Source organism: Pseudomonas sp. TE12508 (assembly GCF_056279485.1).
In genome coordinates this window covers 363,080-383,369 of the sequence record NZ_JBWCCN010000001.1, presented here as the reverse complement: position 1 = coordinate 383,369, position 20,290 = coordinate 363,080, and the positions used below count along the sequence as shown (strand labels likewise).

General features: G+C 58.9%; 11 protein-coding genes. 5 read left to right on the top strand and 6 right to left on the bottom strand.

Annotated features, from left to right (window positions below):
• Positions 1-46 precede the first annotated feature (46 nt).
• The 5 genes from aceE to msrA all read left to right on the top strand — a co-directional run bounded on the left by aceE (position 47) and on the right by msrA (position 10,117).
• Positions 47-2,692, top strand: a complete 2,646-nt coding sequence (aceE, locus tag ACZ9IM_RS01625; RefSeq protein ID WP_008074616.1) for a pyruvate dehydrogenase (acetyl-transferring), homodimeric type — start codon at positions 47-49, stop codon at positions 2,690-2,692.
• A gap of 11 nt (positions 2,693-2,703) precedes the next feature.
• Positions 2,704-4,653: a dihydrolipoyllysine-residue acetyltransferase gene (aceF, locus tag ACZ9IM_RS01620; RefSeq protein WP_476223231.1), complete on the top strand. Its 1,950-nt coding sequence runs from the start codon at positions 2,704-2,706 to the stop codon at positions 4,651-4,653.
• 282 nt (positions 4,654-4,935) lie between these two features.
• Entirely contained in the window at positions 4,936-6,330 is a 1,395-nt protein-coding gene (locus tag ACZ9IM_RS01615) for an alkaline phosphatase D family protein (RefSeq protein WP_476223230.1), read from the top strand.
• Positions 6,331-6,567: 237 nt separating this feature from the next.
• On the top strand, positions 6,568-9,261 hold the full coding sequence (locus tag ACZ9IM_RS01610) for a sensor domain-containing phosphodiesterase (RefSeq protein WP_427626671.1): 2,694 nt from the start codon (positions 6,568-6,570) through the stop codon (positions 9,259-9,261).
• A 208-nt stretch (positions 9,262-9,469) separates the two neighbouring features.
• On the top strand, positions 9,470-10,117 hold the full coding sequence (msrA, locus tag ACZ9IM_RS01605) for a peptide-methionine (S)-S-oxide reductase MsrA (RefSeq protein ID WP_007903246.1): 648 nt from the start codon (positions 9,470-9,472) through the stop codon (positions 10,115-10,117).
• Between the two features lie 134 nt (positions 10,118-10,251).
• Here the strand turns inward: msrA and ACZ9IM_RS01600 are convergent, their stop codons facing one another.
• The 6 genes from ACZ9IM_RS01600 to ACZ9IM_RS01575 form a co-directional block, all read right to left on the bottom strand.
• Positions 10,252-11,091 (bottom strand): 23S rRNA (adenine(2030)-N(6))-methyltransferase RlmJ, encoded by an 840-nt coding sequence (locus tag ACZ9IM_RS01600; protein WP_008009107.1) that lies wholly within the window; start codon positions 11,089-11,091, stop codon positions 10,252-10,254.
• A gap of 245 nt (positions 11,092-11,336) precedes the next feature.
• On the bottom strand, positions 11,337-11,660 hold the full coding sequence (locus tag ACZ9IM_RS01595) for a hypothetical protein (protein ID WP_427626668.1): 324 nt from the start codon (positions 11,658-11,660) through the stop codon (positions 11,337-11,339).
• Between the two features lie 452 nt (positions 11,661-12,112).
• A complete protein-coding gene (locus ACZ9IM_RS01590) occupies positions 12,113-12,532 on the bottom strand; it encodes a hypothetical protein (protein WP_427626666.1) in 420 nt (139 codons plus the stop codon).
• The gene (locus tag ACZ9IM_RS01585; RefSeq protein WP_476223229.1) at positions 12,529-17,334 is read right to left on the bottom strand and encodes an RHS repeat-associated core domain-containing protein; all 4,806 of its coding nucleotides are present in this window, start codon (positions 17,332-17,334) and stop codon (positions 12,529-12,531) included. The genes ACZ9IM_RS01590 and ACZ9IM_RS01585 overlap by 4 nt, the downstream gene beginning before the upstream one ends.
• A complete protein-coding gene (locus ACZ9IM_RS01580; RefSeq protein ID WP_476223228.1) occupies positions 17,334-18,071 on the bottom strand; it encodes a DUF4123 domain-containing protein in 738 nt (245 codons plus the stop codon). The genes ACZ9IM_RS01585 and ACZ9IM_RS01580 overlap by 1 nt, the downstream gene beginning before the upstream one ends.
• Complete coding sequence (locus ACZ9IM_RS01575) at positions 18,061-20,079, bottom strand: type VI secretion system Vgr family protein (RefSeq protein ID WP_476223227.1); 2,019 nt, start codon at positions 20,077-20,079, stop codon at positions 18,061-18,063. Before ACZ9IM_RS01575 ends, ACZ9IM_RS01580 begins: the two co-directional genes overlap by 11 nt.
• Between the last annotated feature and the right edge of the window lie 211 nt (positions 20,080-20,290).

The following is a 20,290-nucleotide window of genomic DNA, read 5'->3' as shown; positions in this document are numbered from 1 at the left end:
AACTCAGGCAACCGATTCTGGAAGCCTTTCCGCCCTGGAGCAAGCCATGCAAGACCTCGATCCCGTCGAAACCCAGGAATGGCTGGACGCCCTGGAATCGGTTCTCGACAAAGAAGGCGAAGACCGTGCTCACTATCTGATGACCCGTATGGGCGAACTCGCGACCCGTAGCGGCTCGCAGCTCCCTTACGCCATCACTACGCCATACCGCAACACGATCCCCGTTACCCACGAAGCACGCATGCCTGGCGACCTGTTCATGGAACGCCGCATTCGCTCGTTGGTACGCTGGAACGCGATGGCCATGGTAATGCGTACGAACCTGAAAGATTCTGACCTAGGTGGTCACATCTCCAGCTTCGCCTCCAGTGCGACCCTGTATGACATCGGCTTCAACTACTTCTTCCAGGCTCCGAGCGACGAACACGGCGGCGACCTGATCTACTTCCAGGGCCACACCTCGCCAGGCGTCTACGCCCGTGCATTCATGGAAGGCCGCATCACCGAAGACCAGATGAACAACTTCCGCCAGGAAGTGGACGGTCAGGGCCTGTCGTCCTACCCGCACCCTTGGCTGATGCCTGACTTCTGGCAGTTTCCGACCGTATCCATGGGTCTGGGCCCGATCCAGGCGATCTACCAGGCTCGCTTCATGAAGTACCTGGAACACCGTGGCTTCATCCAGCCGGGCAAACAGAAAGTCTGGTGCTTCCTGGGCGACGGCGAGTGCGACGAGCCGGAATCCCTGGGCGCGATCTCCCTGGCCGGCCGCGAGAAGCTGGACAACCTGATCTTCGTCATCAACTGCAACCTGCAGCGCCTCGACGGCCCGGTTCGCGGCAACGGCAAGATCATCCAGGAACTCGAAGGCGTGTTCCGCGGTGCTCAGTGGAACGTGACCAAAGTCATCTGGGGCCGTTTCTGGGACCCACTGCTGGCCAAAGACGTCGACGGTATCCTGCAACGCCGCATGGACGAAGTCATCGACGGCGAGTACCAGAACTACAAAGCCAAAGACGGCGCGTTCGTGCGTGAACACTTCTTCAACACGCCAGAACTCAAGGCGATGGTTGCAGACTTGTCCGACGACGAGATCTGGAAGCTCAACCGTGGCGGCCACGACCCGTACAAGGTCTACGCGGCGTACCACGAAGCGGTCAACCACAAAGAACAACCGACCGTCATCCTGGCCAAAACCATCAAGGGTTATGGCACCGGTGCCGGCGAAGCGAAAAACACTGCGCACAACACCAAGAAAGTCGATGTCGACAGCCTGAAGTTGTTCCGCGATCGTTTCGATATCCCGGTCAAAGACGACGAACTCGAAAACCTGCCGTTCTTCAAACCGGAAGAAGGCAGCGCCGAAGCCCGCTACCTGAGCGAGCGCCGTACCGCACTGGGCGGTTTCGTGCCTCAGCGTCGCGCCAAGAGCTTCAACATTCCAACCCCGCCACTGGACACCCTCAAGGCGATCCTGGACGGCTCGGGCGACCGTGAAATTTCCACCACCATGGCCTTCGTGCGGATCCTCGCGCAACTGGTCAAGGACAAGGAAATCGGTCCGCGCATCGTACCGATCATCCCGGACGAAGCCCGTACCTTCGGTATGGAAGGCATGTTCCGTCAGTTGGGCATCTACTCGTCCGTCGGCCAGCTCTACGAGCCAGTCGATAAAGACCAGGTGATGTTCTACAAGGAAGACCAGAAAGGTCAGATCCTCGAAGAAGGCATCAACGAAGCGGGCGCCATGAGCTCCTTCATCGCTGCCGGTACTTCGTACTCCAGCCACAACCAGCCAATGCTGCCGTTCTACATCTTCTACTCGATGTTCGGCTTCCAGCGTATCGGCGACCTGGCCTGGGCCGCTGGCGACAGCCGCACCCGTGGCTTCCTGATCGGCGGCACCGCCGGCCGGACCACGCTGAACGGCGAAGGCCTGCAACACGAAGACGGTCACAGCCACATCCTGGCTGCCACCATCCCGAACTGCCGCACCTACGATCCAACCTACGGCTACGAGCTGGCGGTGATCATTCAGGACGGCATGAAGAAGATGACCGAAGAGCAACAGGACGTCTTCTACTACATCACCGTAATGAACGAATCCTACCAGCAGCCCGCCATGCCGGCCGGTGCCGAAGAAGGCATCAAGAAAGGCATGTACCTGCTCGAGGAAGACACCCGCGAAGCGGCGCATCACGTTCAGCTGATGGGCTCCGGTACCATCCTGCGTGAAGTCCGTGAAGCGGCGAAGATCCTGCGTGAAGAGTTCAACGTCGGCGCCGACGTGTGGAGCGTTACCAGCTTCAACGAACTGCGTCGCGACGGCCTGGCCGTTGAGCGCACCAACCGTCTGCACCCGGGCCAGAAGCCTAAGCTGAGCTATGTGGAAGAGTGCCTGAACGGCCGTAAAGGTCCGGTCATCGCCTCTACCGACTACATGAAGCTGTTCGCTGAGCAAATTCGTCAGTGGGTCCCGTCCAAGGAATTCAAAGTCCTGGGCACCGATGGTTTCGGCCGCAGTGACAGCCGCAAGAAGCTGCGTCACTTCTTCGAAGTCGACCGTCATTTCGTGGTGTTGGCAGCCCTGGAAGCCTTGGCTGACCGTGGTGACATCGAACCTAAAGTGGTGGCTGAAGCCATCGCCAAGTTCGGTATCAACCCGGAAAAACGCAACCCACTGGACTGCTGAGGAGACACTCTGTGAGCGAACTCATTCGCGTACCTGACATCGGCAGCGGTGAAGGTGAAGTAATTGAACTGTTTGTGAAGGTCGGCGACCGTATCGAAGCCGACCAGAGCATCCTGACACTTGAGTCGGACAAGGCGAGCATGGAAGTGCCTGCGCCGAAGGCCGGTATCATCAAGAGCCTGAAAGTGAAGCTGGGCGATCGCCTGAAAGAAGGCGACGAACTGCTGGAACTGGAAGTCGAAGGTGCCGCTGCGCCGGCTCCTGCGGCTGCCGCTGCGCCAGCTGCCAAGGCTGAAGCTGCACCTGCTGCCGCCAAAGCGCCGGCCGCTCCAGCCGCAGCGCCTGCTGCTGCCAGCGTTCAGCAAGTACACGTGCCGGACATCGGTTCGTCGGGCAAGGCCCAGATCATCGAGATCCAGGTCAAGGTCGGCGACACCGTCGAGGCTGATCAGTCTCTGATCACCCTGGAATCCGACAAGGCGAGCATGGAAATTCCATCGCCTGCCGCTGGCGTGGTCAAGGCCATCAGCGTCAAGCTCAACGACGAAGTCGGCACCGGCGACCTGATTCTGGACCTGGAAGTGGCGGGTGCTGCTGCACCGGCCGCGCCAGCCCAGGCTGCTGCGCCTGCTGCCGCTGCTCCAGCGCCAGCCGCTGCGGCTCCGGCGGCTCCGGTTGCCGACACTGTCCAGGACATTCACGTCCCGGACATCGGCTCGTCGGGCAAGGCCAAGATCATCGAAGTGCTGGTCAAGGCTGGCGACACCGTCGTTGCCGACCAGTCGCTGATCACTCTGGAATCCGACAAGGCGAGCATGGAAATTCCATCGCCTGCCGCTGGCGTGGTGGAAAGCGTTTCCATCAAGCTGGATGACGAAGTCGGTACCGGCGACCTGATCCTGAAGCTGAAAGTCAAAGGCGCGGCACCCGCTGCGGCTCCGGCTCCAGCCGCTGCTGCTCCGAGCGCTCCTGCTCCAGCCGCCGCAGCACCTGCTGCTCCGGCACCTACCGCACCTGCTGCTGCACCAGCCAAGCCTGGCGCGAAGGTTCATGCAGGCCCGGCTGTTCGCCAACTCGCCCGTGAATTCGGCGTCGAGCTGAGCGCCGTTGGCGCCAGCGGCCCGCACGGTCGTGTGCTCAAAGAAGACGTGCAGGTTTACGTCAAGGCCATGATGCAGAAGGCCAAGGAAGCACCGGCCGCTGCGGCTGGCGCAACCGGTGGCGCGGGCATCCCGCCGATTCCGGTCGTGGACTTCAGCCGCTTCGGCGAAATCGAAGAAGTGCCGATGACTCGCCTGATGCAAATCGGCGCGTCGAGCCTGCATCGCAGCTGGCTGAACATTCCTCACGTGACTCAGTTCGATTCGGCTGATATCACCGAGCTGGAAGCGTTCCGTATTGCTCAGAAAGCCGTTGCAGAGAAGGCTGGCGTTAAGCTGACCATCCTGCCGCTGCTGCTCAAATCCTGCGCGCACCTGCTCAAGGAACTGCCGGACTTCAACAGTTCGCTGGCGCCAAGCGGCAAGGCGATCATCCGCAAGAAGTACGTGAACATCGGCTTCGCGGTCGACACCCCTGAAGGCCTGCTGGTACCGGTCATCAAGAACGTCGACCAGAAGAGCCTGTTGCAACTGGCAGCCGAAGCCGCTGCGCTGGCCGCCAAAGCCCGCGACAAAAAGCTCACCGCTGACGACATGCAAGGTGCCTGCTTCACCATTTCCAGCCTCGGCCACATTGGCGGCACCGGCTTCACGCCGATCGTCAACGCGCCGGAAGTGGCGATCCTCGGTGTTTCCAAGGCAACCATCCAGCCAGTCTGGGACGGCAAAGCCTTCCAGCCGAAACTGATGCTGCCGCTGTCGCTGTCCTACGATCACCGTGTGATCAACGGCGCCGCTGCTGCACGCTTCACCAAGCGTCTGAGCGACCTGCTGGCGGACATCCGCACCATCCTGCTGTAACACCGGCCGGCCCTCCTTCACCGCAGGGCCGCCGCGTTCGACGTTTTCCGAGCGCCACGCTCGTACCTCAACCCCGCCAATTTGGCGGGGCTTTTTTTGCCCTGAAGAAAGCCCTCCTCTGCACCTTATTCCTACATTCATGGCTTACACCGCCTACAACTCGAGTCCACTTCCGCCCGATATTTTTTGCAAGCCAATAACTAGTCTTAGTTAGGAGAATTTCTAATAGAAACTTCGACAACTTAATCTGCTTAGTTAGCATTGCCTCGAATGGACTCGAACATGTTAAAACCGACTGTCGGCCCGATTATTGGCCACACCACAACTAATCACACCCGTATTTTCTTGCGCGGTAATTCACAGAACAACGCCTTGGTATTTGCAGGCATTCGTTATCGACGCGCCGGTGAGGAGCACTGGTCCAAAGGCGTATTTGCAAAATTGACAATCTTGCGCGACATGTCCGAAGTGATTGTCCTCAACGATCTGGCTACCGATACCGCCTATGAATATCAGGCGGGCTGGTTCAGCCCCATGAGCCCGGTGCATACCGTGGAGACGATCCAGGAACTGCCACTGCAATGGCCTCGGGAGATCTACCGCTTTCGCACGCAGTCCAGCAAAACCACCACGCCACGGGCCTATATCGCAGGCTCATGTCGTTACCTGCGAATGACCGCCGGCATTGCGTCGGCCCCGCATTTGGGCGATCGGATCTTTGCCTCGATCACAAGCCTGGCGGAACGCGCCAAGCCGCCGATCAGCGCCATGCTGATGACTGGCGACCAAATCTACGTCGATGACCTGAACCTCGTGGCTCCCGACCGGGAATACAAAGACATCCTCAGCAAATACCGCACCGCTTTTTCTCAGCCGCATATCTCGAAGTTAATGTCCGGCGTGCCGACTTACATGATCCTCGATGACCATGAAATTGAAGACAACTGGCCTGCCAATGAAAGCAAGGCCGATGCTTACTTATACGAAAACGCCATGGCGGCGTATGAGTTATATCAAGCCAGCCACAGCCCTGCTTATGAGTTGCTTGCCAACGGGCAAGTAAGCAAGAAACTGCAACAGTATTGGTATCAATTCTCCGATGGCGATATCGAATGGTTTGTCACCGACAGCCGAACCCGACGCAATCTGTCGGCCAGCGACCGGCGCATCCTTGATGAAGAACAGGAACAGGCGCTGCTCAAATGGCTGATCAACAGTACGGCCCGGGTCAAATTCGTGGTCACCAGCGTCATGTTCTACCCCGACCGCAAACTTAACGGCGATGACGCCTGGAAAGCCTTCCCGGAACAACGACTAAGGCTGCTGGAGACGATTCGTACGCACGGCATCAAAAACGTCTTGTTCATTTCCGGCGATGTCCACGGCTCACTGACCAGTCGCCTGACTCACAGCGCCGACCCGGATTTTGAAGTTCACACCATCGTGTCTTCACCGCTGTACAACAGCAAACTGCTGCCGTATGCCAAGGCATCGACCTTCATCCTCGACCAGGCGTTGGCCCGAACGGCCGCGGGAGATTATCGGCATGAGCTGACCAGTGAAGTGGTCAGCCAGGATAACTTCGCGCATCTGGTCGTCGATGCTGAACAGGTCCGCGTCAATTATCACGATCGGGATGGCAAGCAACTGCAGTCGATAACCATAAAATTGCGTTGATTGCGGAAAAGATCGCAGCCTTGCAGGAGCTGCCGAAGGCTGCGATCTTTTGACTCACAACATTACTTTTAGGCCCCTCGCTGGAGAAATCTTCGCGCCTGCCGACATATTCTTATAGCACTTGGCCTTCATGTCTCTTGTCAGTCGGTGTCGCAATGATGCAACCTTGCCGCAGACAACAGTAAAGAGGGCGAGAGCCCGGCGCGATCAGCATATTCGAAGCGAGTTTCCCTCCATATGAAGAGCCAACCCGATGCCGCCAGCCGTATGGTGGCCGAGGTAGTGACGCAGTTGCCAGTGCCCTCGCGGCTCGGCATGCTGCGTTTCGAACGGCTGAATGAACCGAGCTGGGCGCTGCTGTTTCTCGACCCCAATTGCGAACGACAGTTCGGCTTGCCGGCAGTGGAGCTCTGCGCCCTGGTCGGCTCGCCTTACGCCAGCCTGATGGAGCCCGAAGCGCGCTATCAACTGCATGACACGATCCAGCAGCAACTCACCGAAAGCCCGCATTACCTGATCCGCTACACTTTGCACACCGCCGCAGGCGTACTGAGCCTGCTGGAACTGGGCGAAGCTTACAAACAACACAATCGACACCTGCTGCGCGGCTATCTGATGGTAGTGGACGGCCTGTTCATCGATGAGCCGCTGCTGCCGGTACTGGATCTGGAAACCCAGAACTCACGCCTGCAAATCGCCCTTGAACTCAATCAACGCGCCCAGCAGGAACAACTGCAGCACCTGGACCGGGTGCGCGCCCAGCAAGATCTGATTCTGCTGCTGACCCGCCAGCGCTACAGCACCAACAATTCCTTGCAAGAAGCCGCCGAGCTGATCACCCGCAGTGCCTGCGATATCTATGAAATCGACTGCGCCAGCCTGTGGAACCTCGACGGCTCACTACTGACGCCGATTTCAGCCTATCACCGCGCCACCCGCAATCACCGACTGCCGGAGCCGATCGATGCCAGTGGTTTCCCCGATTACCTCGAAGCCTTGCACACCGGCCGTGCCATCGACGCCCACAACGCCATGCGCGACCCGCGCACCCGGGAAATAGCCGAGAGCCTGCGCCCGCGCGACGTCAACGCCATGCTCGACGCCAGCATCCGCGTCGATGGTCAGGTGGTCGGCGTGCTCTGCCTGGAGCAGATCGGTGCGACCCGCGCCTGGCAGTCGGACGAAATCGCCTTTGCCGGCGAGCTGGCCGATCAGTTCGCCCAGGTCATCAACAACCACAACCGCCGCACCGCCACCAGCGCTCTGCACCTGTTCCAACGTGCGGTAGAGCAAAGCGCCAACGCCTTTCTGCTGGTCAATTGCGACGGCGTGGTGGAATACGTCAACCCGAGCTTCACGGCAATCACCCAGTACTCCACCGAGGAAGTCCATGGCCAGCGGCTGTCGGAACTGCCGGCACTGGAAAACCTCAGCGAACTGTTGTTCGACGCGCCGTCGGCGCTGGCCAAGAGCAACAGCTGGCAGGGCGAGTTCAAGAGCCGACGCAAAAACCTCGAACCCTACTGGGGCCAGCTGTCGATTTCCAAGGTCTACGGCGACAACCGTGAGCTGACACACTACATCGGCATCTACGAAGACATCACCCAGACCAAGCTCGCCCAGCAGCGCATCGAGCGCCTGGCTTACACCGACAATCTGACCAACCTCGGCAACCGCCCGGCGTTCATCCGCAACCTTGATGAACGCTTCGCCCGAGACAGCGACACGCCGATCAGCCTGCTGCTGGTGGACATCGACAACTTCAAGCGGATCAACGACAGCCTCGGCCACCAGACCGGCGACAAACTGCTGATCAGCCTGGCCCGGCGCTTGCGCAACAGCCTGAGCCCGAGCGGCAGTCTGGCGCGCTTCGCCAGTAACGAATTCGCGGTGCTGCTGGACGATACTGACCTCTCGGCTGGCCAACAGGTCGCCAACCAATTGCTGGCGACCCTCGACAAACCGATGTTCGTCGATAACCAGCTGATCAGCGTCACCGGCTCCGTGGGCCTGGCCTGCGCGCCGCTGCACGGCCGTGATCCCCAGACGCTGATGCGCAACGCCGGCCTGGCGCTGCACAAGGCCAAGGCCAACGGCAAACATCAGGTACAAGTGTTCACCGAAGCGCTGAATGCCGAGGCCAGCTACAAGCTGTTCGTCGAGAACAACCTGCGCCGCGCCCTGACCCAGAACGAGCTGGACGTGTTCTACCAGCCCAAGCTGTGCCTGCGCAGCGGTCGCTTGCTGGGCATGGAAGCGCTGCTGCGCTGGAACCATCCGGAAAAAGGCATGATCCGCCCGGACCAGTTCATCAGCGTTGCCGAAGAAACCGGGCTGATCATCCCGATCGGCAAATGGATCGCCCGCCAGGCCTGCCGCATGAGCAAAGACCTGACCGCCGCCGGCCTCGGCAACCTGCAAGTGGCGATCAACCTGTCGCCCAAACAGTTCTCCGACCCGGACCTGGTAGCGTCCATCGCCAACATCCTCAAGGAAGAAGAGCTGCCGGCGAACCTGCTGGAGCTGGAACTGACCGAAGGCCTGCTGCTGGAAGCCACCGAAGACACCCACTTGCAGCTCGATCAGCTCAAGCGTCTGGGCCTGACCCTGGCCATGGACGACTTCGGCACCGGTTACTCGTCGCTCAGTTACTTGAAAAAATTCCCGATCGACATCATCAAGATCGATCGAAGCTTCATCCACGAAATCCCGGACAACCAGGACGACATGGAAATCACCTCCGCGGTGATCGCCATGGCCCACAACCTGAAACTCAAGGTCGTGGCTGAAGGCATCGAGACGGCCGAGCAGCTTGCGTTCTTGCGACGCCACCGTTGCGACGTCGGTCAGGGCTACCTGTTCGACCGACCGATACCGGGTTCCGAGCTGATCGAAAAGCTCAAACGTTACCCGCGCGGCCCAATCGCCTGAATAAGTCTGAATGCTCTTTCTGCCTGGACACAAAACCCTGTGGGAGCGGGCTTGCTCGCGAAAGCGGTGTGACAGTCGACATCATTGTTGCCTGACACACCGCCTTCGCGAGCAAGCCCGCTCCCACAGGGGTAGTGATTAACTTGGCATCATTGGGCACACTGGCGGTCTGTTTATTTACATCTCAACCTGACTGAGAGGACTGATCATGGTCTTGCGCTCGGAAATCCTGGTGAACAAAAACGTGCTCCCGACTAAAGAACAAGCTCTGCCCGGCCGCGAAACCCCAATGACCGTGCCGGAAAAACACTTCGTCCACGACGCCCCGCTGCTGGGCCCGTTCGCGATGGACGTGGATTTCGCAATCTTCGGCCTGGGCTGCTTCTGGGGCGCGGAGCGCAAGTTCTGGCAGCGCGAAGGCGTGGTCAGCACGGCGGTGGGTTACGCCGGCGGCTTTACCCCGAACCCGACGTATGAAGAAGTCTGCTCGGGCCTGACCGGCCACAGCGAAGTGGTACTAGTGGTCTACGAGCCGGCAAAAGTCAGCTATGAAGAATTGCTGAAGATGTTCTGGGAGCTGCACAACCCGACCCAGGGCATGCGCCAGGGCAATGACATCGGCACCCAGTACCGCTCGGTGATCTATGCCACCAACCCGGCACAATTGGCCGCCGCCAAGCACAGCGAGCAAGTGTTCCAGGCCGAGCTGACCAAGGCTGGCAAAGGCACCATCACCACCGAAATCGAAGAAGCGCCGACGTTCTACTTCGCCGAGGCGTATCACCAGCAGTACCTGGCCAAGAACCCTGAAGGGTATTGCGGGATTGGCGGTACAGGCGTGACCTGCCCGATCTGACGCCGTACTGATCGTTCCCACGCTCTGCGTGGGAATGCCTCAATGGACGCTCTGCGTCCGCTTCGGCAGGGACGCGGAGCGTCCCGGGCTGCATTCCCACGCAGAGCGTGGGAACGATCAACTCATGCAATTGATTAACTCTCGGCGATCAACCAATCCATCTGCCACCCACCCTGGGTCTGCCCAAGCTTCTTGGACAACCACGGCAGCAACTCACGCAATTCCTCTTCCAGCCCCCATGGCGGATTGGCAATCGCCAACCCCGAACCATTCAGGCTATTGGGCGTATCCAGCGGATGCACCAACAACTCCACCCGCAACAACTTCGGTGCGCCCGTACCGGCCAAGTCCTGATAGAACCGCCGCAACATGCGCTGATCCTTCACCGGGTACCAGATCGCCGCCACCGTCTGGCGCATCCGGCCAATCGCTTCTTTCAACGACGCCGCACAACGCTGCATCTCATCGAGTTGCTCGAACGGCGGATCAATCAACATCACCGCCCGCTTCTCCTGCACCGGCAACATCGCCCGCGGCACATGCCAGCCTTCCCCCAAGTGCACCTTCACCCGACGATCACCCGCCATGTTGTCCTTGAGCAGCAAGCCGTCTTCAGGGTGCTTCTCGTTGAGCATCAGCCGATCCTGCGGCCGCGTCAGCCGTCGCGCCAACTCCGGCGAACCCGGGTAATAGCGCAACTGGCCATCCGGGTTCATGTCGTGCAACACCTTCATGTAATCGGCAGTCAGCGCCGGCAAATCCGGCTGATCCCACAACCGCGCGATCCCTTCCAGGTACTCACCGGTACGGCTCGCCTGATCGCCCTGCAGGTCATACAGACCAATACCGGCGTGAGTGTCGAGATAGGCAAACGGCTGCTCCTTGCGCGACATCAAGGCGATGAGGCGGGTCAAAGTCAGGTGTTTGAACACATCGGCGTGATTGCCGGCATGGAAGGCGTGACGATAATTCATGATTGCTCCTGCGAAGGCCGGGAAGTTTACCTTGTACGGCGCAGAACGTCAGGACCTCACGGCTAAGCGGGCATTCTCCACGGTGATCGCCCTTCTGCTGATCGTTCCCACGCTCTGCGTGGGAATGCCTCAAGGGACGCTCCGCGTTCCAGCCACGCAATCGAATTCGCGCCTGACACCGATGTGACGCAGAGCGTCACGGGCTGCATTCCCACGCAGAGCGTGGGAACGATCTTTCAGCAGCCTTACTCCGAAGGCCGAGCCCGCAACCGCCGCCCAATCACATCCAGCACATCACACCCATCCCGCAACGGAATGGCACACAGCAACGCAAAATCACTGAGAATGAACGACTCACACTCAACCGAACCGCGCATCGACATGTTCTCAAGCACCTGCGTGACGGCGCGAATTCGATAGTTGGCAGCGTCGTATAAAACATCGAGCGGCGCGTGGGTATCGACGAACAGGGTGGGCATGTCGTTGCAGTTGCCGGTCAATGCCATGAAGCGGTTTTCGGGATGAGGGATTATTTTTTCGTAAGGTGGATCGGGGTGAAGACTTTTCATTTTTTTAGACCTTGGTGATTGAGTTAAATGCTACCAACGGCCTTTCCTACGGGCTTGGGTGGCAGCCGTACGCGGGAGTAGGAAACTGAGCAACTCACCAAACTCAGCCACGCCGAAGCGTGCCCCGCGCACAGCCGCCGCGAACGATGTTACGGACACAAGTTAAGTGCCGCAATCAAACGACAGCGCTGATGCGCGGTGAGTTGTCCCGGGTTCCTACACCCTGCCGCTGCATTTGCAGCGACAGCCAAAGACTATCCATGGATCTCACTTCGCACCAGTTCATGGAAACCGATACGTTTTGAAGGAAACTTCCGACGACCTTGCCCAGAAATTTCGCGATCGATGTAGCTCTCTCACCAAGCTGATTGGTCTTCGAGACTAGCCTTGTGAAGATTGGAAAAAAATGGGACAGATCTACTTATTTTCATTTATCTGAGCATTAGCTTCCTTCACCAAGTCGCTCGATCTTCCTGGCTGGCTTTGAGCAAGTCATCTTTCCAAACCTCCTGCGCCAGCATATAGACATGCTGAAGAAAACCACGAGGATCCTTTAATTCGTACCATTCACCCCGAGCCCAGCTCGCAGCCTCGTCCTCGTCAATATCGAACAAGCCCTGAAAGTCATAGCTTTCGTCGTTCAGCTTATCTGCCAGAGACTCCATCAAAACGAGCTTATGCCGATAGGTCAAATACCCTAAGTTAAGACCGTACTTCCTGATCAGCTCAGCTCTATCGTCCTTATCATTAGGATCATAAACTTCAAGTTCTGCCCCCAGCGTCTCTTCACGATCATAAACACAAAAAACCCCAATAAACCACATTAAGTCGGGCCGAAATTCCTCATCTAAAAAAGGGTCTCGCAACATCATTTCTTCTCCGAAGGAAAACCTGTATAGGGCCGAGTCACATCATCCTTATCAAACTTAACTTCAAACCAATTCAGATCCTCATTTAACTTAGGATTACTTTGATCTATTCTATTTGGCCTATACCCACGACCAGCGCCAGGAAGCTCCATCCTTACAATCGGGTCTCTGTTGTGATCTGTACCCGTATGGGGGCTCAGCCCCAACCTCTCTCTAGTTAATGCCTTATTCAATGCATTGAAATGAACCCTCCAGCTACTGAACTGAGAGCTTAAATTCCCCCTCGCTCCATTCGGGATCCTCCCAGTATTAGGGTCCGCTCCGTTAATGGCTCGCTGTTTTAGTGCGGTATCCGATATTTCTGAACTGTGCTTTTTGACGGTATGCATGTCGTATTTATCCTCCATTGCCATAACCCGTCCCTTGGCGTTCGCCTCAGCCAGCTCATCAATCCGCGCCCGCCGCTGATCACCCGTCAGCTTCGGTAACGGCGGCTCACCCTCATCAACCCTAGCGCCAGTCGTATCATCCGGCGCCTTACACCCTGGCTTATTCGGCGGCGGACAATTCCCGCTCAACCCCAACGGATCAACCCACCCCGTCGGATTCGGCGTGTACTGATATTGGTTTAACCCACCCGCCAACTTAATCGGATCCGGCGTCAGATACCGCCCTACGTCCGGATCATAGTACCGATGCCGGTTGTAATGCAGGCCACTCTCAGCATCAAAGTACTGCCCCTGGAAGCGCAGCGGCTGATCGAGTTGCTCGCCCCCACCGAACGCCAGGTGCGTGACTTTGCCGTAGGCGTTGTACTTCACCGACCACACGATCTCGCCACCATAATCCGTCAGTTCCTGCGGCGTACCGAGGTGATCGAGTTGGTAGTAAAACGGGCAGGCCTTTTTCGGACCTTTGCCGTCGAGCATGGCCAGTGGACGAAAGCTGCCGGGTTCGTAGACATAGCTGCGGTAATGCTCTTTGCTGCTTTCAGCGACGAGGTTGTCGCCCTGCCAGAAGAACTCGGTGGTCTTGCCCTCGACGGTTTTGGCGATGCGGCGGCCGAAGGCGTCGTAGCGGTAGCTTGAGCAACGACCGTCCGGGGTAGTGACACCGATTAGGCGGTGCTGGCAGTCGTAGCGATATTCGGTGACGAGTTTCTGCGCGGTGCCGCGGCGTTCGCGGATCAGATTGCCGAAGGCGTCGTAGTCGTAATGGCGGTCGCCTTGCATCAGCAAGCGATTGCCCTTGATGGTTGCCGCGCCGGGGCGGTCCTGCATCAGCAGGTTGCCCGCCGGGTCGTGGGCGAAGCTTTCTGGTGGGTCGTCGCGGGCGTGACGGACGCGGGTCAGGCGGTTGAGGGCGTCATAAAGGTAGGTGCGCTGGCCGTGGCGGGTGTCGGCGATGTGGCCGAGGTTTCCGTTGGCGCTGTAGGCATAATCGCGGCGATACAGCGGTTGTTGCTGTTGGCTGACGGAATGAGCCTTCAGACGTCCTTGTTCATCGTAGGCATATTCGCTGAGCAGCAGACCTTGTTGGCGCTGTTGCTCACGACCGAATTGGAATTGGTGAGCGGTGAGCCGCGCGCCGTTGAGGTCGATGGCCGTCAGCGCACCGCCCTTGGCGTGGTGGTAGTCGAGTTTGCTGTTGTCCGGCAGGCGCAGGCGTTTGAGTTGGCCGCAGGCGTCGTAGCTGTAGCGCAACGTGCCCCAGCCCTGGTGCTCAGAGATCAACCGGTCCTGGTTGTCGTACTCGAACTCCAGTGGATGGTCGTGGCCATCATCGACGGAAACCAATCGGCCAAGGCTGTCGTAGCGATACTCGACTTTGACGCCGTCGGGCAGGGTTTTGGCCAACAGGCGCCCGGCCGAATCCCGCCCGTAACCGGTAACCAGTTTCGAGCCGTCATCACCGAACTCGGTTTTCTCCAGCAGTTGTCCGTTCAGGTCATAGGCATACGCCGTGCGTTGGCCGTCAAAGCCGGTTTCCTGTCGGATCAATCCATTGGCGGTGTAGTCCAGCTGATATTTTTCGCCGGATTCGTTTTCAATTTCTGTCAGCAGAAGCTGCGGGTTGTCGTAGCGGTACTTGAGCTGCGTGCCGTCGGGATTGATCCGGCGGCTGACCAGGTGCAGGTCGTCGGCGTATTCGTAGCGGGTGATGCGGCCGAGTTCATCCTGTTCGGCAGTGACTTGGCCGTAGGCGTTGTAACTGAACGCGCGGGTGGCGCCTGTAGGAAGTGTCGTCTGGATCAGTCGGCCAACGGCGTCCCACTGGTAACGTGTGACGGCACCGTATCCGTCCTGGCTGGTAATCCGCCGGCCCATGACGTCGTAGGAAAACTGTCGCCGACCACCCTGCGGCAAGGTTTCTTCGACCAATTGCCCCAAACCATTCCAGACAAACACATGCCGACTGGTGTCCGGGTAGCGGATCGACAGCAATCGCCCCTGGGCGTCGTAGTGGTAATGGGTGACTTGGCCGTCCGGGTCGACGGCCTCGGTGATATCGCCTTGGGCATTGCGCCGATAGGTCCATACCGCCTCGCCGCGATACCGCGCATGCAGGAAACCGTTGCGGTACTCGTAGGCCGTTGGCTCGTCTTGCGGCGGAATCAGCGCCACCAACCGTCCGACTTCGTCGTAGCGGTATTCGGTGACGGCTCCGAGCGGATCCTGCTCGGCGACCAACCGCCCCTGTTCGTCGTAGGCCTTGAGCTGTTCGCCGCCGTCCAGTTCGACCTTGCGCACCAGCCGCGCCCGGTCGTCGTGGACGTAAACCTCTTCACTGCCATCGATGTTCTGGACGGTGACGCTGCCCTGGTCGTCCCAGACGTAACGCGTGTCCATCTGCGAAAACGACGCCCAGTGGCGGATGCAGCGCGCCGTCTTGCCGGACCGTTCCCACTCCCAAAAAAAACTCGCGCCCCCGGCCAGTTGCCGTTGCAGAATCACGTGCTGGTCGTCGTAGTCGTAACGCTCGCTTTCACCGGCGGCGTTGGTCGCTTCGATCAGCTGATCGCGTTCGTCGTAGTGATAACTGACCAGCGTCTGCTCGGTGTGCCAGGCTTCGGCGAGGGTCGGCGCGGGGACAAACACCTGGTAGTCGACGGCGACCAGATGGTTGCGTTCATAACGCAACAGCAAGGCACGGCCGGCGCCGTTGTCGAGGCGCTGGATGCGCTGCTGGCGGTCGCGAGTGATGCGCAAGCGGTTGTCGTACGCGTCGCTGATCGCGGTCAGAAAACCGTTGTGAAAGTGGTAGAAACGGGTTTCTTCGCCGGCTTGGGCGAGGATCAGTTCCTCGGGGTCAGCACCGAGATAAATCGCCGCGCGCGAGAGGCTGTTGTGGATCGCCGGGCGCTCAATGGATGGCAGCGGGAAGGTGGTGCGACGGTTTTCGTGGTCGATCCAGATGACCGTGTCGCCGTCGATTTCCAGGCGATGGGCGAGCGAGTGACTCCAGCCAAAGCCCAGGCCACAGTCGATTTCGGCGGCGCTGGTGCGGTAGAGCCGGGTGAAGTCGAACGGCAGGAGGCCGTCCAGCGAACCGTCGGTGAGGGTCAGCAGTTCTTCGCCGGTGACCATCGATACCGGGCATTTGTTGGTCGCGGTTTTATCCGCGGAGTCGGCGCTGTCGCCGTTGGGGTTGGTGGCCTGCTTCGACGCGTCGTCGTGGTGTTCGTTTTGTTTGAGCGTGGTATTGCGTTTGGCATCCCAGCGCAGCTGCATGCGACCCTTTTTCAGCCCTGCAGCAATACCGCGCGCGGCGACTTTCTTATAGCGGTCGACGTACTCCATGAAGGTGCTGAGAATAGTGAAAGTGGCCTCGACGAAGCGCATCGCCAGACCAGCCAGCAACGCCCCGTACTTGAGCCCGCGAGCAGTGAGATAGGCCTTGGCGACGGGTATACCGACCCCCGTCCAGGCCAGCGCCAAAGCAATCAGAATATCGATCAGTACCGAGACAATGACTTGGCTGGCCACCTCTGCCGAGTTACCAGCCATTTCGCTAGGCGGTAACGCCGAAAGCCAAAGACTCGCAGCACGAAACAGCAGACAAAGCGCCGCTTCATCGCTAGCCAGCAACATGGCTTTTTCCATCGTTGCTGGTGATTGCTTCGCCAGATCGATGAGTTGCTGCGCACTACTGCCGAGTTGTTCAAGGTGAGCGCCAGGATTCTTAAGGATGTCAAAGACAAGGCTCAGTCCATCCCAAACGCCCATGACTGCTGCCCAACTTCCCGCCAGCACTCCGTTACCAGCGGCCACAAAAGTCGACTGCGACCACTGCGGTTTGAACCCCTCCCACTCCTTGCGTAGCCAGCCCTCCAGCTCTGTGGTCAGGCCGTCGTATGAGGAGAAAAGATCATTGATTTGAGTTGGGGTAACTTCACTTTGAACATGAACGCGATAGAACTTGCCGGGCAAGCCTTCGAACTGTCCTTTACCGTTTTCATCGAGCGTCACAGGCGTCGACTTACCGCCATCCTGGGCAATCACATCGACCTGAATATTCCCCAGCGGAATGTCATAAACCGATTCAAACTTGCTCTCGATTTCCAGAATTCCGCTGTCTGGACATTGCGCAACGCTGGAGAAGAAATCGTCATCGCGACTACTGAGCGACTTGCTGGTATTTCCCAGCTTGATCTTGCGCTCCATGTCCATCAGCGACGGCATATCCGTAGCCCGGCTAACCCTGTCCGCATTCCTGCTCAAGAAGCTGCCAAGTTGCTGGCGATACAAACTCAAGGTGTCTTTGAAACCGTCGAGCTCCTGCTCGATCCGTACGATCTGATCCATCAGTCCAGCTCCGTCATCAGGTAATCCACCAAGGCTGATTTCGGTGCTTGAGGCAGGTCCGGCGTCTCAAGAAGGCTCGCAACTTTGTGCCGCAATACACTTTCGGAAAACGCCTCATAAAGATCAGGGCGGTCCTCGCTCAACCACTTCAGCAAGTTGTTGATGCGGGTTGTAGCGGACTGCGCAGCGAGCTGATCCAGCAGTGACGGGGGGACTTTCCACCATGGAAAAGCCTGGGAATTTTTTAGCGCGCGACCACCGATTTCGAGCGCCCGACCATTGATCAGGCAACGCCCGATCACGGGCATCAGCTCAGCGGCTCGCACCTCGGCAGACCGAAGAATCGACAACAAATAACGCCCATCCCAGAAACGGAAAAACACCGCGTTGCCGCTGGGCAAAAAAACTTGAGTGAGGCTGCGCAAATGCTCGACCAGCGCTTCTTGAGAAGCAGAAGAAACTGCCAGCCAACCCCAATCGCGGGACTCGGTCGTAGCAACCCACTCCAGAAACTCACTGCCAACAGCGACGATTCCGACATAGGGCATCACCGCTTCCCACTCGGCATACGCGGTGTCGGCCCAGATCGGGCTCGGCGCTTGAGCGGTGATCGAGCGTTGCCAGGCTTTGAACGGTTCAGCAGCACTGGCACTGCTGAAAATCGCGAACAGTTGCTCCGACGGTTTCAGTGGCTGGCGCTCCAGCCAGGCGCGAGGTGACAAGGCATCAGGCGGCACAGACACCGTCCTTACAGCGCTCACACTCTTCACAAAATGGCGCGTCACTTTGCAAGCTAAGGATCTGTGCAGCACTGAGCAGCGCCGCCGGGGCCGCTGCCAGTTTCAACGGCACATCCGGCAAGTTCGGCGCAGAAGCCATGGCCGCCATCGGTGCGCCACCGACCTGAATCGGCACACTGCTGAAAATCCCGCCGGGGCCGATGTTGATCCACTGCCCGCCCGCCTGAATGGTCGCGCTGGCGCCGCCATCGATGACCACTTGCTGGCCGGCGCTGACGTGGAATTGCTGGCTGGCGTTGAGGGCCTGACTGGTCACGCGAATGTGCCGGTCGCCGATCACCACCAGGTGATCGTCCTGTCGCACTTCGGTCTGGCGCTGACCGTGGGTGATGCGTTTTTCGTCAGCCTTGAGCTCATGGCGGGCGGTGCCGGTGACGACGATGCTGCGCTGGTTGTCGACCTGCACCTGCTGATCATTCAGTACGTGCTGAGTCCAGTTTCGCTGGGCGCGCAGGTAGATTTCCTCGCCGCCCTTGCGATCCTCGATGCGCAATTCGTTGTAACCACCGCCACCGGGACTACTTTGGCTACGGAAAATGCTGCGGGTCTTGTCCGCCGGCAGATCGAGCGGCACCGGGGTCGCGGCGTTGGGCAGGCACCCCATGACCAGCGGCTTGTCGGCATCGGCGTCGACGAACCCCACCAGCACTTCCATACCGACGCGCGGAATCATCACGCTGCCGTAGCGGTCGTGCGCCCAGCCAGTCGCGACACGCAGCCAGCAACTGGAATGCTCGTTGAGCTGACCGTCACGATCCCAGGCAAGTTGAACCTTGACTCGACCGTACTCGTCGCAATGGATTTCGCTGTCAGTCGGGCCGGTGACAACGGCAGGTTGATAGCCGAGCATGCGTGGCTTTTCCGGCCCCAGCGCGGGGCGAAAAGCAACGTCCCACGGCGTCGCCAGAAAGGTATTGCGATAGCCCTGGAAATCATCCGGGCTGTCGCCGGTGGCCGACTCTTCCAGCACTTGCGGCTGCCGACCACGGTGTTCGATTTCGGTGATCAACCACAGATCGTTCCATCCCTGACGGGGATGTTCGGCGAGGTGTAGGAAATGCCCGCTGACCAACGCCGATTCATCACCGCGACCTTCTGCCTGGCGGTAGTCCGCCGCGTGGCGTTCCAAGGCCCGTTGCGCCAGATGCTTGCCGTGTTCGCGGTCGGTGAATTGACCAGGGAAGTGGTAGTCCTCCAGCACCGGTCGCTGCTCGCTGTCGAGGCGGCTTTCGAGTTGCAAACGCGGTTTGCGGAAGTCGTAGTCCCGGCGAGTGACCGCTGTGGTCCGGGTTTCCAGGCGCACGTTGAACCGCTTGATCGCTGGCGCATCCGCTGCCATCCCGCTGCCTGGCAAGTACAGCGTCGGCTCGGGCAACCGGGGGAAAACCGTTTGGTCATCACCGAACACCAACAGGTGCCCGTCGGCGCTGTGCTGGAAATGGTAGTGAATGCCGACTTCGGCACACAGACGCTGAATGAATGCCAGATCGCTTTCGGCGTACTGAACGCAGTACTCGCGCTCAGGGTAGTCGCTGCCGAGCCGGAACTCGAAGGCATCGCGCTGGATGCCGTGGTCTTTGAGGATTTGCGTGACGATGGTCGGCACGCTTTTGTGCTGGAAAATCCGCTGATTAATACGCTGGCCGAGGTACGCCAGACGCGGTACGAGACTGATTTGATAGCCCGTCAGACGTTGGCCGGAATCGCTCTGGCCTACGCGAAAAATCTGACCGTGAATACCGGAACCTTGCGCATCGAAACTCAGAAACGCCTGACGGTGCAACAGGCTTTCGAGGTCAATGTCGGGCCGTTCACTGACCAGTTCCAGGTCAAATCGATAGGGTTGGCTGATGGCTTCCTTGCCCGTGAACTCAAGTATCTTGAGCTCATTCTGGACGCCGTCGAGGGTCAACGTGAAACGCGGTTGATTGGCAGGCGCGAACATCCGATGTGTCTCTGCAGAATGAAGGCGGGCGATTCTGCATGAGCGACAAGGGGTGTTGACGGAGGGACAAGGAAATCAGATTTCCCCTACTTTTTATGAAGACTCCCCCTTCATAAAACAGAATTTTTGACTACATACATTCCCTTCAGAAGCACCATATCCCCTGTGGGAGCGAGCCTGCTCGCGATAGCGTCGGGTCAGTCGACATCAA